Source organism: Streptomyces sp. NP160 (genome assembly GCF_006335115.1).
Taxonomy (GTDB): domain Bacteria; phylum Actinomycetota; class Actinomycetes; order Actinomycetales; family Quadrisphaeraceae; genus Quadrisphaera.
In genome coordinates this window covers 23,181-37,905 of the sequence record NZ_VDMJ01000013.1, presented here as the reverse complement: position 1 = coordinate 37,905, position 14,725 = coordinate 23,181, and the positions used below count along the sequence as shown (strand labels likewise).

Sequence of the window (14,725 nt, the reverse complement as noted above, 5' to 3'; positions counted from 1 at the left end):
CACCACGACGCGTGCACGACCCGGAGGACGCGATGACGCAGACCGCCACCGACTCCCACCAGCAGCCCCAGACCTACCCGCCGCCGGCAGACCTCGCCGCGGGCGCGGTGGCCACCGCCGCGCTCTACGAGGAGGCCGCCGCCGACCGGCTCGCCTTCTGGGGCCGCCAGGCCAGCGAGCTGCTGACCTGGGACACCGCGCCGACGCAGGTGCTCGACTGGTCGGACGCGCCGTTCGCGAGGTGGTTCGCCGACGGGAGGCTCAACGCGGCCGCCAACTGCGTCGACCGGCACGTGGCGGCCGGGAACGGCGACCGGGTCGCCCTGCACTGGGTCGGCGAGCCCGGCGACACCCTCACCGTCACCTACGCCGACCTGCACGAGCAGGTGCAGCGCGCGGCGAACGCCCTCACCGACCTCGGGGTGCGCACCGGTGACCGGGTGGCGATCTACCTGCCGATGGTCCCCGAGGCCGTCGTGGCGATGCTGGCGTGCGCGCGCATCGGCGCTCCGCACAGCGTGGTCTTCTCCGGCTTCAGCGCGCAGGCGCTGCGCGACCGCACCGACGACGCCCAGGCCGTCGCCGTCATCACCGCGGACGGCGGGTACCGCCGCGGCGAGCCGGCCCCGCTGAAGCCCGCCGTCGATGCGGCCCTGGAGCCGAAGGACGGCGCGGAGAGCACGGTGAAGGCCGTCCTCGTCGTCCAGCGGACGAAGGGCGAGGTCGCCTGGGTGGAGGGGCGCGACCACTGGTGGCACGAAGCGCTGGCCGCCGCCGCCCCGGCGCACGAGCCCGTCAGCGTGGAGGCCGAGCACCCGCTGTTCGTGCTCTACACCTCCGGGTCCACGGGCAAGCCCAAGGGCATCCTGCACACCACCGGCGGCTACCTCACCCAGGCCGCCTACACCCACAGGAACGTCTTCGACCTGCACCCCGAGACCGACGTCTACTGGTGCGGCGCGGACATCGGCTGGGTGACCGGCCACACCTACATCGTCTACGGGCCGCTGCTCAACGGGGCGACGTCGGTCATGTACGAGGGCACCCCCAACACGCCCACCCAGGACCGCTGGTGGCAGATCGTCGAGCAGTACGGGGTCACCAAGCTCTACACGGCGCCCACCACCATCCGGACCTTCATGAAGTGGGGCGAGGAGCTCGTCACCGGGCACGACCTGACCACCCTGCAGGTGCTCGGCAGCGTCGGTGAGCCCATCAACCCCGAGGCGTGGACCTGGTACCGCCGGGTCATCGGCGGCGACCGCACGCCCGTGGTCGACACGTGGTGGCAGACCGAGACCGGCGGCATCATGATCAGCGCCCTGCCGGGCGTCACGAGCCTCAAGCCGGGCTCGGCCCAGGTGCCCCTGCCGGGCATCAGCGTGGAGGTCGTCGACGACGAGGGCCGCGTGCTCCCCGCGGGTCACGAGGGCGCGGGCTACCTGGTGCTCACCGAGCCGTGGCCGGGGATGCTGCGCGGCATCTGGGGCGACGACGAGCGCTACCGCGACACCTACTGGTCCCGCTTCCGCGAGCAGGGCTGGTACTTCGCCGGGGACGGCGCGCGCCGCGACGCCGACGGTGACGTGTGGCTGCTGGGCCGCGTCGACGACGTCATGAACGTCTCGGGCCACCGCATCTCCACCACCGAGGTGGAGTCGGCGCTGGTGAGCCACCCGAGCGTGGCCGAGGCCGCGGTGGTCGGCGCGTCCGACCCGACCACCGGGCAGGGCATCGTGGCGTTCGTCATCCTGCGCGAGTCCGCTGGCAGCACCGACCCCGCAGCGGTCGGCAAGGAGCTGCGCGACCACGTGGCCCGCGAGATCAGCCCCATCGCCAAGCCGCGCCAGGTGCTCGTGGTCTCCGAGCTCCCCAAGACCCGCTCAGGCAAGATCATGCGCCGCCTGCTGCGCGACGTCGCCGAGGACCGCCAGGTCGGCGACGTGACCACTCTGGCCGACTCCAGCGTCATGGCCTCCATCCAGGCCGGCATGCAGTCAGGGAAGGGCTCGGAGGACTGACCGGCTGACCGAGCTGCCGCCGGGCGCCCCTGCTGGGACGCACCCGGCGGCAGCTCGGGGCGCGCGGGAGACCCCGCGTGGGCGAAGATGGACGGCGGTGTGCCGGGAAGCCTGGTCGGCAGCAGCTTCCGCCTGCCCTGAGGAGACTCCGTGGTCGACGCCCGGTCCCAGCCCACCCGTGTCCGCCGAGTGCTCGCGGCCCCCGCAGACCCGCACTACGTGGTCGCGCTGCTGCGCACCGAGACCGTCGGCGGCCTGCTGCTGCTGGGCGCCGCCCTCGTGGCCGTGGCGTGGGCCAGCTCCCCCTGGGGCGACTCCTACGAGGCGCTGCGGGGGGTGACCTTCGGCCCGGAGGCGCTGCACCTGCGCCTCGACCTGGCCACGTGGGCCGCCGACGGCCTGCTGGCGGTGTTCTTCTTCGTGGTGGGGATGGAGCTCAAGCGCGAGTTCGTCGTGGGCGACCTGCGCCAGCCCTCGCGCGCCGCGATCCCGATGCTGGCGGCCGTCGGCGGCATGGCCGTGCCCGCCCTCATCTACACGGCCGTCAACGTCGTCGGGGACGGACCGCTGAGCGGATGGGCGGTCCCCACGGCCACCGACATCGCCTTCGCGCTCGGCGTGCTGGCGGTGGTGGGCTCCCACCTCCCGCTGGCGCTGCGCAGCTTCCTGCTGACCCTGGCCGTGGTCGACGACCTCCTGGCCATCACGGTCATCGCGGTCTTCTACACCTCCGACCTCGCCTGGCTCCACCTCGTGCTGGCGCTCGTGCCCATCGCCCTGTTCCGCCTGGTGGTGGGTCGCCGGCGGACCACCTGGTGGCTGCTGTGGCCGCTGGGGATCGCCGCCTGGGCGCTCGTCCACGCCTCCGGGGTCCACGCGACCGTCGCCGGCGTCGTCCTCGGCCTCCTCGTGCCGGTGCTGCGGCCCGGTCAGCGGGGCCGCAAGCTCACGCAGGACCTCGAGCACCGCTTCCGCCCGCTGTCCGCCGGGTTCTGCGTGCCCGTCTTCGCGCTCATGGCCGCCGGTGTGGCCGTCAACGGCGAGACGGCCCGCGCGGCGGCGGCCGACCCGGTGGCGATCGGCATCGTGGCCGGCCTCGTGGTGGGCAAGGTGGTCGGCGTGCTGGGCACCACCTGGCTCGTGGCCCGCTTCACCAAGGCCGAGCTCGACCCGGGCCTGCGCTGGGTGGACCTGTTCGGCATGTCGCTGCTGGCCGGCATCGGCTTCACCGTGTCGCTCCTCATCGGTGAGCTGGCCTTCGGCGCGGGCTCGGAGGTGGACGACCACGTCCGCATCGCCGTCCTCACCGCCTCGGTGGTGGCCGCGCTGCTGGCCGCGGGAGTGCTCGCCACCCGCAACCGCGCCTACCGGCTGGCCGCCGAGGCCGCCGGCGACCACGACCACGACGGCATCCCCGACCACGAGCAGCGGGACGCGCCCGACCGGGTGGTGGGCGGCCACGACCCGGCCCCCTCCACCGCGCGGGAGCCCTGAGCCCCCCCTAGGCTCGCCGACCAGGGACCACGCCGCAGCGCCCCACCGACCGGGTGGACGGCGCGCGGGTGAGAGAGCTTGAGGAGGCACCCGCCGTGAGCCAGAGCGCCGGCGCCAGCGAGCGCACCATCGGCCAGCTCGTGGCCGACGCCAGCCGCGACCTGTCGGCGCTGGTGCGCGCCGAGATCGCGCTGGCCAAGGCCGAGATCACCACCGAGGTCAAGCAGGGCGCCATCGGCGCGGGGCTGTTCATCGGAGCCGCGGTCTTCGGCGGCATCGGCGCCCTCTTCGTCCTGCTGGCCATCGCCTGGCTGCTGACGCTGTGGATGCCGTACTGGGTGGCGTTCCTCATCGTGGCCGTGGTGCTGCTCGTCATCGCCGCGGTCCTGGCGCTCATCGGCAAGGGCCGCATCAGCAAGGTGGGCAAGCCCGAGCGCACCATCGCCACGTCCAAGCAGTCGATCGAGGCCCTGAAGGGCCACCACTGACCACCTCCGGCTGCCGGCCCCGCACGGGCCCGCAGCCGGTGCAGGCCGAGGGGGAGGGTCCGTGAGGGCCCTCCCCCGCGGTCTGCGCGCGGGGCCGCCGGTCGACGCCGCCGACCTGCTCGACCCGGGCCCGTGGCGCCACCGCTACGTCACCGCCAACGGCTGCCGCTTCCACGTGGCGCAGACGGGCCCCGACGACGGGTCCGCACCGCTGGTGCTGCTGCTGCACGGCTTCCCGCAGTCGTGGCGGGCGTGGAAGCACCACCTCGTCGCCCTCGCAGCGGCCGGCTACCGCGCCGCCGCCCTCGACCTGCGGGGCAGCGGAGCCTCCGACAAGCCGCCCCGCGGCTACGACACCCCCACCCTCGCCGCCGACGCCACGGGCGTCGTGCGCGCCCTGGGCGCCCAGCGCGCGGTGCTCGTGGGCAGCGGGTGGGGCGCCTGGGCGGCGTGGGCGTCGACCTCGTTGCAGCCGGCCACCACCGCCGCCGTGGCCAGCTTCGGCGAGCCGCACCCCCTGCTGGTGCTGCGCGAGCCCTGGCGGGTGCTCACGGCGTCCTCCGCACGGCACCTGGCCCGGGTGCAGGTGCCCACCTTCCCCGAGTGGGCGGTGCGCGACGGCTCGATGGTCGAGCAAGTGCTGCGCGAGTGGGCAGCGCCCGGATGGGCCGATGACGCCGTGGTCGCCGAGCACGCGGCGGCGCTGCGCGTGCCGTTCGCGGCGCACGCGGCGCTGGAGTGCTACCGCTGGGTGGCGCGCTCGCGGGTGCGCCCCGACGGCCTCGCCTTCGCCCGGGCCGTCTCCCGGCCCGCCCAGGTGCCGGTGCTCACCGCGCAGGGTGCGCTGGACGGCGCCGTGGTCCCCGGCTCGTGCCGGCGCAGCGCGGCGTGGGCGGGCAGCAGCCACCGCTGGGCCGAGGTGCCGGGGGCGGGCCACTTCCTCGGCGAGGAGGCCCCGGAGACCACCGCCGAGCTGCTGCTCGACTGGCTCTCCGCGCTCGAGCTCGGCTGACCGCTCCGGCGCGGTCCCGCCGCGCTCAGCCCCCGGTGGTGCAGGGACCGGTGTCGACGGGCCGGGTGGCCTCCTCGGCCTGCTGCAGCACCGGGCGGGCCTCGTCGAGGGTGAGCGCGTAGCCCGTGCCGCGGTCGGTGAGCGACCTCGCGAAGACCACGCCCACCACGTTGCCGCCCGGGTCGAGCAGCGGGCCGCCGGAGTTGCCCGGCTCGACGTCCGCGGCCAGGGAGTACACCTCGCGGACCACGGTGGCACCGCCGTAGATGTCCTTGCCCTCGGCGCGCAGCACCTCGCGCACCCGGGCCGGCACGGCCGTGAACGGTCCGTCCTGCGGGAAGCCGGCCACCACGGCGTCGGCGCTGGTGCCGAGCTGGCGGCCGGTGCCGAGCGGCTCGGCGCGCAGCCCGGGCACGGCCAGCACGGCGAGGTCCTCGGCGGCGTCGAACAGCACCACCTGCGCGTCGAGCCGCTCGCCCACGCCCCCCACCTGGACCTGGGGCTCGGTGACGCCGGCGACCACGTGCGCGTTGGTGACCACCCGCTGCGGCGCCACCACGAAGCCGCTGCCCTCGCTGCCCTTCCGGCAGGCCTCGGCGGTCCCGGTGACCTTGACGATCCCGCTCTGCGCGATGGACGCGGCCCCGCCGACCACCGCGTCGTTCGGCGCCGCCACCTCCCGCACCGGCTCCTCACCGGTGCCGCTGAAGACGCGGGGGAAGTCGTTGGCCTCCACCACGGACCTGAACCCGGCGAAGAGCGTCTCGGCCTGCGGCGGCACGAGGGTGCCGATGGTGGAGATGACCTGCGAGGACGCCACGGCCCGCGCGAGCGAGGGCATCGGCCCCGCGCGCACGGCGCCGGCGACGAACCAGGAGACGAGGGCGACGGCGACGACGGCGGCCACCGCCCCCAGCGCGGAGTCGACCACCTGCGCGGGCTGCCAGGTGATGACGTCCCGCAGGCGCCGCCCGACCAGCGACCCCAGCAGCTGGCAGCCCCAGGCGACCAGGAGCACGCCGGCGACCACCACCACGGTGCGGGTCCGCCCGGGCTCCATCGAGCCCACCAGCAGCGGCAGCAGCCACATCCCCAGCCCGGCACCGGCGATGAAGGCGCCCACGGACAGCAGCCCGACCACGAGCCCCTGCCGCAGCCCCGACAGCCCGTAGACGATGAGCAGCAGGAGCAGGACGACGTCGAGGGTGCTCACCGCCCGGCCTCCGGCAGGCCGCCGGTGACGGCGGACAGCGGCAGCGCGCGGGAGCCGTCCCACGGGCGCTCCAGGCCCGCCACGCGCAGCAGCACGTCGAGGACGGCGGCGGTGAAGCCCCACGCGACGAGCCGGCCGTCCTCACCGGCCGGCCCCCCGAGGGCGAAGGTCGGCCCCGTCCACCCCGAGCGCGTCCTGACGACGGCGCGGGAGGCGGGGTCGGTGAGCACGGCCAGCGGCACCCGCAGGACGCGCGCCACCTCCACGGGGTCGCCCACGCCCAGGGGGGACGGTTCCGGCTCCCACGCGAGCACCGGCACCACCGAGGTCCCCGTCGGCGGCACCACCAGCGCCGGGGCGACCCCCAGCACCTCCACGCCGGCGGGGTCCAGGCGGACCTCCTCGTGCGCCTCGCGCAGCGCCGCGCGCACGGGGTCGCCGCCGTCGGCGTCCTCGACACCGCCGCCGGGGAAGGCGATCTGCCCGGAGTGCGAGCGCAGGCCCGCGGCCCGCTCCAGCAGGACGACGTCACCGCTCCCGTCGGCGCCGGGGCCGAAGAGCACGAGCACCGCGGCCCGGCGGCCGCTGCGGGCCCCCAGGTCCACGCCCTCGGCGCGGGCGGCGCGGGTGCGGTCGGAGAGGTGCTCGGCGACGGCTGCGCCGACCTGCGGCAGCGAGTCGGCGAGCCGCTCCAGCCAGCCGGGCCGGCTCACCCCTGCCCCGCCAGGACCTGTCCCGGCTTCACGAGGGTCGCCGCCTTGACCGGGTCGGTCTCGCCGGCGCCGTAGGAGGGGCAGTCGCGGGCGAGTGGGCAGGCGCCGCACGCGGGGCGCCGGGCGTGGCAGGTGCGGCGCCCGTGGAAGATCACGCGGTGGCTCAGCGGCGTCCAGTCGCTCTTCGGGAACAGCGCGGCGAGGTCGTCCTCGACGTCCACCGGGTCCTCGTGGGTGGTCCAGCCGAAGCGGCGTGACAGGCGGCCGACGTGCGTGTCGACCGTGATGCCGGGCAGCCCGAACGCGTCCCCGCGGACCACGTTGGCGGTCTTGCGACCCACCCCGGGGAGGGTGACGAGGTCCTCCAGGCGCCGCGGGACCTGCCCGCGGTAGACCTCCACGAGGCGCGCGGCCAGCCCCTGGACCGACGCGGCCTTGGCCCGGTAGAAGCCCACCGGGCGCAGCACCTCCTCCAGCGCCGTGCGGTCCGCGCCGGCGAGGTCGGCGGGCTCCGGCCAGGTGGCGAAGAGTTCCGGCGTGACGCTGTTGACGCGCACGTCCGTGGTCTGCGCGGACAGCACCGTGGCCACGAGCAGCTGGAACGGGGAGGTGAAGTCCAGCTCGCACTTCGCGTCGGGGTAGCGCTCGGCCAGCACCCGGTGCATGCGGCGCGCCCGGCGCACGCGTCCGAGGGGCGTCTCGCGCTCCACGTCAGCAGGCCTCACCAGCGAAGGGTAAGGGTGCGGGCCGACGGGCCCGCGGATGTCAGCGTGCGCGGCGGCGCAGCCGCTCCACGTCGAGGAGGTTGACCGAGCGTGCCTCCAGGCGGACCCAGCCGCGGGCGGCGAAGTCCGCCAGGGCCTTGTTGACCGTCTCGCGGGAGGCCCCGACCAGCTGGGCCAGCTCCTCCTGGGTGAGGTCGTGCTGGACGAGCAGGCCGGACTCGGTGGTGCGCCCGAAGCGCAGCGCCAGGTCGAGCAGGGTCCCGGCCACCCGGCCCGGGACGTCGGTGAAGACCAGGTCGGCCAGGGCGGTGTTGGCGCGCCGCAGCCGCCGCGCCAGGGCGCGCAGCAACTGCTGGGCGACCTCCGGCCGCGGGGCCATCCACGCGTACAGCTGCTCGTAGTCGAGCGCGACCAGCTGCGCCGCACCCACCGCCACGGCGCTGGAGGTGCGGGGCCCCGGGTCGAACCAGCTGAGCTCCCCGAACATCTCCCCCGGGCCGAGCACGGCGAGGAGGTTCTCGCGGCCGTCGGCCGACGTGCGCCCCAGCTTGATCTTGCCGGTCTGGATGACGAACAGGTCGGCCGGCTCGTCGCCCTGGGCGAAGAGGACCTGCCCGCGCTTGAGCTCCACCACCCGTGCCAGCGACAGCAGGACCTCGGAGGCCTCGTCGTCGACCCCCACGAACAAGGGGGCGCGTCGCAGAACGTCCTGATCCACGCTGGCAGTCTGCCGCACGCGGCGTCCGGGGGCCTGCGCCGGACCACCCGTGCGGCCGAGGGACCCCGCGGACCGTCAGCCGACCTCGGCGACGACCTCCACCTCGACGGGGGCGCCGAGCGGCAGCTGGGCCACCCCCACCGCGGAGCGCGCGTGGCGCCCGGCCTCGCCGAAGACCTCCGCGAGCAGGTCGCTGGCGCCGTTGGCCACGGCGGGCTGGCCGGTGAAGCCGTCAGCGCTGGCCACGAAGACGACCACCTTCACGACCCGGGCGACGGACTCCAGGCCCACCTCGGCGTCGAGGGCGGCGACCGCGTTGAGCGCGGCGGTGCGCGCCTGCTCCTTCGCGGTGGCCGGGTCGACGAGGCCGTCACCCTCCCCCACGAGCCCGGTCACCGGCAGGGCGCCGTCGACGAACGGCAGCTGGCCGGACGTGAAGACGAGCGAGCCGGTCCGCGCCGTCGGCACGTAGGAGGCCACGGGAGCCGCCACCGGCGGCAGCTGCAGGCCGAGCGAGGCGAGGTTCTCGCGCGCGCCCACGGCTCAGCCCTCCGTGCCTGCGCGCGGGCGCTTGAGGTAGGCCACCAGGCCGTTGCCGCCGGGGCCCGGCACCACCTGCACCAGCTCCCAGCCCTCCTCGCCGAAGTTGTCGAGGATCGCCTTGGTGCTGTGCACGATGAGCGGCGCTGTCAGGTACTCCCACTGGGTCACGCCTGGCGAGCCTAGTCCGCGGGCGCCCCCGGGGCCTCGTCCGTACTGTCGCCTGGTGAGCGCACGGACGGGGGCGGGACCCGGTGCAGACCGCGCGGCGGCGCCTCGGCTGCACGTGGTGACCGGCAAGGGAGGCACCGGCAAGACCACGGTGGCCGTGGCGCTGGCGCTGTCCCTCGCCGACGAGGGGCGGCGGGTGCTGGTGTGCGAGGTGGAGGGCCGCCAGGGGGTCTCCCGGCTGCTCGGCACCGAGGCGCTCCCCTACGAGGAGGTCGAGCTGGCCGAGGGCGCCGGGGGCGGACAGGTGGTGGGCCTCGCCGTGGAGCCGCGCGCCGCGCTCGTCGACTACCTCGACACCTTCCACGGCGGCGTGCTCGGCGGCCGGGGCGGACGCGTCTCCACCGTGCTCGACCGCGCCGGGGCCGTCGAGTTCATCGCCGACGTGGCCCCGGGCCTGCGCGACGTGCTGCTGGTCGGCAAGGTCTACGAGGCGGTGCGCCGCACCACCACGGGCCGCTCCGACGGCGGGGACCCCGTCTACGACGCCGTGGTGCTCGACGCCCCGCCGACGGGCCGCATCACCCGCTTCCTCGGCATCGGCGACGAGCTGGCCCAGCTGGCCGCCGGCGGCCCGATCGCGGCGCGGGCGGCCTCGGTGGCGGCGCTGCTGCGCTCGGAGCAGACGGCGGTCCACCTGGTCTGCCTGCCCGAGGAGCTGCCCGTGACCGAGACGCTGGAGGCCGCGGCGGAGCTGCGCGCGGCCGACCTGCCGCTGGGCGCCGTCGTCGCCAACCGCGTGCTGGCCGCCCCGGCCGCGGGCGGGGGCGGCGAGGCCCGGGTGCGCACCGCGCTGCGCCGGGCCCTCGAGGGCACCCACGGCGACGACGACGGCGACGGCGGGCGCGACGTCGACGCGCTGGTGGCGGCGCTGGAGACCCAGAACCGGGTGCGCGCGGGGCGGGTGGCCGAGCAGCGCCGGTGGCTCGAGGCGGCCGGCGGCACCGGGCGGCCGGTGCGCGAGCTGCCGGACCTGCCCGGCGGCGTGGACCTCGAGGGGCTGTACCGGCTCGCCGACGACCTCGCGGCCTCACCGCTGCCCACGCCGCGCGACAGGCCCGCGGCGGCGGCCCCGACCGGGGGCGCGGCGTGAGCGCCGAGCGCGCGGTGGAGCGCGGCTGGGACGTCGACGCCCTCCTGGACGACCCCGGTGTGGAGGTGGTCGTGTGCGCGGGCTCCGGCGGGGTCGGCAAGACCACCACGGCCGCGGCGATCGCCCTGCGCGCCGCCGAGCGGGGCCGCCGCGTGGCGGTACTCACGGTGGACCCGGCCCGTCGCCTCGCCCAGGCGCTCGGCACGGAGGACCCGGCCGCGCCCCCCGGTGCCGGCTCCGACGGCGGCGGGGGCGGCGCTGACGCACCGGCGCCCGACGAGCCGCGCCGGGTGCCCGGCGTCGACAGCAGCCGCGGGGGCAGCCTCGACGCGCTGGTGCTGGACGCCCGCCGCACCCTCGACGGCCTCGTCGACTCGGCACTGCCGCCCGCGCGCGCCGCGGCCGTGAAGGCCAACCCGGTCTACGCCTCGCTCGCGACCTCGTTCTCGGGCACGCAGGAGTACATGGCCATGGAGCGGCTGGGGCAGCTGCGCGCGGGGCGCGGGACCCCCGCGGGGTGGGACCTCGTCGTCGTCGACACCCCGCCGAGCCGGTCGGCGCTGGACTTCCTCGACGCGCCGACGCGGCTGGCCTCGTTCCTGGACGGCAGGTTCGCGCGGCTGCTCATGGCTCCGGTGAGGTTCGCGGGCTCGGCGCGCACCGGCGGCGGCCTGCGCGCCGCCGGCGGCCGCGTGGTCGGGGCCCTGGCGGGCGGTGCCGCCGCGGCGATGGACCGCGTGCTCGGCGGCCGGCTGCTGCGCGACGTCCAGGCGCTGGTCGAGGGGCTGGACGAGGTCTTCGGCGGGTTCCGGGACCGGGCCGAGGCGACGTCTGCGGCGCTGCGCGACTCCCGGACGGCCTTCGTGGTGGTCACCGCGCCGGAGACCGAGCCGCTCGCGGAGGCGGTCTTCCTGGTCGACCGGCTGCGTTCGGCCCGGCTGTCGCCGGCGGCGGTGGTGGTCAACCGGGCCGCGCGGGCGGCCGAGGGGCTGGACGCCGCTGCGGCGCAGCGCGCCGCGGCCTCGCTGCGGGGCGGCACCGCCGTGCAGCGGCAGGCGGCGCAGGTGCTGGACCTGCAGGTGGAGCTGCTGGAGCGGGTGGAGCGCGAGCGGCGCCTCGTCACCGAGCACCTGGGGGCCTCGGGGACGGCCACCGCACTGGTCCCGTCGCTGGACGGCGACGTCGCCGACCTCGCGGGGCTGCGGGCGGTGGGGGCCGCTCTGGCCGGTGCGGCCCCGCGACCGGGGGCGCCGGCCTGACGGTCCGTCAGGCGGTGCGAGCGGCGGCTGCGGCCTCGGCGCGGGCGTGCTCGGCCTTGGCGGCCTGCAGCAGGCGGCTCCAGGACTGCACGTTCGGGCGGCGCTTGAGGATGGCGCGGCGCTCGCGCTCGGTCATCCCGCCCCAGACGCCGAACTCGATGCGGTTGTCGAGGGAGTCGGCGAGGCACTCGGTGCGCACCGGGCACGCCTGGCAGACGACCTTGGCGCGGTTCTGCTCGGCGCCCTGGACGAAGAGCGCGTCCGGGTCGCTCGTGCGGCACGCGGCCTGGGTGGTCCACTCGGCGGGCTCGAGGTAGAGGGTCTCGCTCATGGTGGTGCCTTCCGGTCGGTGGAGCGGCGGGGAAGCGCCGATCGGGGTTCTCACCCGCCAGGAGGACCAGGACTTCTCGCCCGTTCCACCCGGCCGGGTGAGTGACACGGATGAAGTTACGAACTGGTCACGCTGGTTCCCACCCCTCGTGCGGGCCATTTCCAGGACCACCGGTGACTAGTCACCGTGGCCCGAGCCCACGCACATCACGGTCTGGTAAGGGGCCCTCGTCGTGGCCGGTCCCGGCGCACCGGCCACGTACGCTGGAGGCATGCCGGCCCGCGCCCCCCGCACCCGTCCCGACGACGGCGACGCGGGCGGCCGGCAGCAGCGGCGCCCGGGCTCCTTCGGCCGGGCGACCAAGCTGCTCGCGGGGTTCCTCGCGGCGAGCGTCGGCGCGGGCGTGCTCGTGGCGGGCCTCGCCGCCCCGGCGGTCATCGCCGCAGGCCAGACCAGCAACGACACGGTGGAGGCGTTCAACAGCCTGCCCGCCTCGCTCGAGCAGCCGCCGCTGAGCCAGCAGTCGCGGATCCTCTACTCCGACGGCACACCGATGGCCACCTTCTACTACGAGAACCGCATCCTGGTGCCCCTCGACAAGGTGGCGCCGGTCATGAAGCAGGCCATCGTCGACATCGAGGACAACCGCTTCTACGAGCACGGCGGGGTCGACCCGCGGGGCCTGGCGCGCGCCTTCGTGCAGAACTCCCAGGGCGGTGACGTCCAGGGCGCCTCCACCCTCACCCAGCAGTGGATCAAGAACGTGCAGGTGGAGGAGGCGCTCTCGGCGCTGCCCACCAACGCCTCCGCCGAAGAGCGCCAGAAGGCCTTCAACGAGGTGACGGTCAGGTCCGGCGTCGACGGCTACGTGCGCAAGCTGCGCGAGATGAAGCTGGCCATCGCGGCGGAGAAGAAGTTCTCCAAGGACCAGATCCTCGAGAACTACCTCAACATCGCCAACTTCGGCGGCGGCCAGTACGGCGTCCAGGCCGCCAGCGAGCACTGGTTCAACCGGTCCGCGGCCGACCTCGACCTGCCGCAGGCGGCGCTGCTGGCCGGCATCGTGCAGAACCCGGTCGGCTACGACCCGGTGAACAACCCCCAGGACGCGCAGCAGCGCCGCGACACCGTGCTGAACCGCATGCTGCAGCTGGGCACCATCTCCCAGGCCGACCACGACGCCGCCGTCGCCCTCCCCCTCGACCAGATGCTCGACGTGCAGGAGACCGCCAACGGCTGCGAGCAGGCCGGCCAGGCCGGCTTCTTCTGCGACTACGTGGTGAAGCAGTTCCGCGACGACGACGCCTTCGGCGGCACCAAGGAGGAGCGGCTGCGCCAGCTCTACCGCGGCGGCCTGACCATCACCACCACCCTCGACAGCGGCAAGCAGCAGGCCGCGTTCGAGGAGGTGGCCAACGGCGTGCCCGCGCAGGACTCCACGGTCCGGACCAACCACATCGCGGACGGCGAGATCGTCCGTGACGACGGCACGTCCAACCTCGGCGCCTCGATCGTCTCGGTGCAGCCCGGCACCGGCAACATCATCGCGATGGCGCAGAACCGCACCTACGACACGTCCCCGGACGCGCCCCTGGGTGCCACGGCCATCAACTACAACACCGACTACCTCCAGGGCGGCTCGTCGGGCTTCCAGCCGGGGTCCAACTTCAAGCCCTTCGTGCTGGCCCAGTGGCTCGCGTCCGGGCGCACGCTGAACGCCACGGTGAACGGCACCCGGCGCGACTACCCGAACAACAGCTGGAAGTACGGCAGCTGCTACTCCGGCCCCGGTTACCGGGGAGACGAGTACGGACCCGGCAACGCCGGTGACGGCGAGGAGAGCGGGACCATGCCGGTCATCGAGGCGACGTTCAAGTCCATCAACACCGGCTACGCCGCCATGGAGAACCAGCTCAACCTCTGCGACGTCGGGGCCATGGCCCAGGCTCTCGGGGTGCACAAGGCGAAGGCCGACACGCGCAACATCACCGGTGAGGTCAGCACCGACATCAACGTGACGCCGGCCATGATGCTCGGCGTCGACGAGGTGGCCCCGCTGTCCATCGCCACCGCCTACGCGGCCTTCGCAGCGCAGGGCAACTACTGCGCGCCGCGGGCCATCGAGAAGATCACGGACGCCGACGGCAAGGACCTCGCGGTGCCCGGCCCGCAGTGCAACCAGGCCATCTCGCAGGACGTCGCCAACGGGGTCAACTACGCCCTGCAGCGCACCATCACCGAGGGCACGGCCAGGGGGAACGGGCTGGCCGGTGGCCGCGAGGCCGCGGGCAAGACGGGGACGACGAACTACTCGGTGGCCACCTGGTTCACCGGGTACACCCCGCAGCTGGCCACCTCGGTCTGGATCGGGGTGCCGGAGCGGAGCATGTCCATCAACGGCGCCACGATCGGCGGGCGCCGCTACGGGAGCATGTACGGCGCCACGGTCTCCGCGCCGATCTGGAAGGCGTACATGAACCGCGCGCTCGAGGGGGCTCCCGAGGAGGACTTCGTCGACCCGCCGCAGAGCATCATCGGCCGCGCACCGGCCCCCCCGCGCCCGACCTACACGCCCGGCCCCCGTGGCGGTGGCGGCGGTGGCGAGACGGCCACCCAGGGCCCCACGGGTGACCAGGGCGGTGACCAGGGCGGTGACCAGGGCGACGGTGGGAACGGCGGCGGCCAGGGCGGCGACGGCGGCCAGGGCGGCGGCGGTGACCAGGGCGGCCAGCCCGGTGACGACGGCCAGGGCGGCGGTGGCCAGGGCGGCGGTGGCAACCAGGGCGCCACGGTCGAGCCCGTCCCGAGCGACGGCGGCGGTGACGGCGGTGACGGCGGTGACGGCGACCAGGGCTGACGCCCTCGCCCCCGACCGCTGACGAGGCTGCGC

General features: G+C 75.4%; 14 protein-coding genes. 7 read left to right on the top strand and 7 right to left on the bottom strand.

Translation table 11 applies throughout. The features are described 5' to 3' along the window. Nucleotides 1-32 precede the first annotated feature (32 nt). From acs to FHN55_RS08320, 4 genes are all read left to right on the top strand, one after another. Complete coding sequence (gene acs, locus FHN55_RS08335; RefSeq protein WP_139711852.1) at nt 33-2,021, top strand: acetate--CoA ligase; 1,989 nt, start codon at nt 33-35, stop codon at nt 2,019-2,021. Nucleotides 2,022-2,171: 150 nt separating this feature from the next. Next, complete coding sequence (gene nhaA, locus FHN55_RS08330; RefSeq protein ID WP_139711851.1) at nt 2,172-3,515, top strand: Na+/H+ antiporter NhaA; 1,344 nt, start codon at nt 2,172-2,174, stop codon at nt 3,513-3,515. Between the two features lie 95 nt (nt 3,516-3,610). After that, nucleotides 3,611-4,003: a phage holin family protein gene (locus FHN55_RS08325; protein WP_180357715.1), complete on the top strand. Its 393-nt coding sequence runs from the start codon at nt 3,611-3,613 to the stop codon at nt 4,001-4,003. 61 nt (nt 4,004-4,064) lie between these two features. Next, a complete protein-coding gene (locus FHN55_RS08320; protein ID WP_218974464.1) occupies nt 4,065-5,015 on the top strand; it encodes an alpha/beta fold hydrolase in 951 nt (316 codons plus the stop codon). Between the two features lie 25 nt (nt 5,016-5,040). Here FHN55_RS08320 and FHN55_RS08315 read toward each other — a convergent pair whose 3' ends face one another. The 6 genes from FHN55_RS08315 to FHN55_RS22595 form a co-directional block, all read right to left on the bottom strand. Next, nucleotides 5,041-6,228, bottom strand: a complete 1,188-nt coding sequence (locus FHN55_RS08315) for a MarP family serine protease (protein WP_180357714.1) — start codon at nt 6,226-6,228, stop codon at nt 5,041-5,043. Then, nucleotides 6,225-6,941 carry a CoA pyrophosphatase gene (locus FHN55_RS08310; RefSeq protein WP_180357713.1) on the bottom strand — a complete coding sequence of 239 codons (717 nt, stop codon included), beginning with the start codon at nt 6,939-6,941 and terminating at the stop codon, nt 6,225-6,227. Before FHN55_RS08310 ends, FHN55_RS08315 begins: the two co-directional genes overlap by 4 nt. Next, complete coding sequence (gene nth, locus FHN55_RS08305; RefSeq protein ID WP_139711880.1) at nt 6,938-7,606, bottom strand: endonuclease III; 669 nt, start codon at nt 7,604-7,606, stop codon at nt 6,938-6,940. Before nth ends, FHN55_RS08310 begins: the two co-directional genes overlap by 4 nt. A 100-nt stretch (nt 7,607-7,706) precedes the next feature. Next, a complete protein-coding gene (locus FHN55_RS08300) occupies nt 7,707-8,384 on the bottom strand; it encodes a Crp/Fnr family transcriptional regulator (protein WP_139711848.1) in 678 nt (225 codons plus the stop codon). Nucleotides 8,385-8,459: 75 nt separating this feature from the next. Further along, nucleotides 8,460-8,924 carry a RidA family protein gene (locus FHN55_RS08295; protein WP_139711847.1) on the bottom strand — a complete coding sequence of 155 codons (465 nt, stop codon included), beginning with the start codon at nt 8,922-8,924 and terminating at the stop codon, nt 8,460-8,462. A 3-nt stretch (nt 8,925-8,927) separates the two neighbouring features. Next, nucleotides 8,928-9,095 (bottom strand): hypothetical protein, encoded by a 168-nt coding sequence (locus FHN55_RS22595; RefSeq protein WP_180357712.1) that lies wholly within the window; start codon nt 9,093-9,095, stop codon nt 8,928-8,930. A 55-nt stretch (nt 9,096-9,150) separates the two neighbouring features. Here FHN55_RS22595 and FHN55_RS08290 point away from each other — a divergent pair, with 55 nt between their 5' ends. Both FHN55_RS08290 and FHN55_RS08285 read left to right on the top strand, forming a co-directional pair. Next, nucleotides 9,151-10,245 carry an ArsA-related P-loop ATPase gene (locus tag FHN55_RS08290; protein WP_306821793.1) on the top strand — a complete coding sequence of 365 codons (1,095 nt, stop codon included), beginning with the start codon at nt 9,151-9,153 and terminating at the stop codon, nt 10,243-10,245. Continuing rightward, nucleotides 10,242-11,504, top strand: coding sequence for an ArsA family ATPase (locus FHN55_RS08285; protein ID WP_180357711.1), 1,263 nt, complete (start codon nt 10,242-10,244; stop codon nt 11,502-11,504). Before FHN55_RS08290 ends, FHN55_RS08285 begins: the two co-directional genes overlap by 4 nt. 7 nt (nt 11,505-11,511) lie before the next feature. Here FHN55_RS08285 and FHN55_RS08280 read toward each other — a convergent pair whose 3' ends face one another. After that, a complete protein-coding gene (locus FHN55_RS08280) occupies nt 11,512-11,835 on the bottom strand; it encodes a WhiB family transcriptional regulator (protein WP_139711845.1) in 324 nt (107 codons plus the stop codon). A gap of 271 nt (nt 11,836-12,106) precedes the next feature. Here FHN55_RS08280 and FHN55_RS08275 point away from each other — a divergent pair, with 271 nt between their 5' ends. Next, on the top strand, nt 12,107-14,692 hold the full coding sequence (locus FHN55_RS08275) for a transglycosylase domain-containing protein (protein ID WP_139711844.1): 2,586 nt from the start codon (nt 12,107-12,109) through the stop codon (nt 14,690-14,692). Nucleotides 14,693-14,725 lie beyond the last annotated feature (33 nt).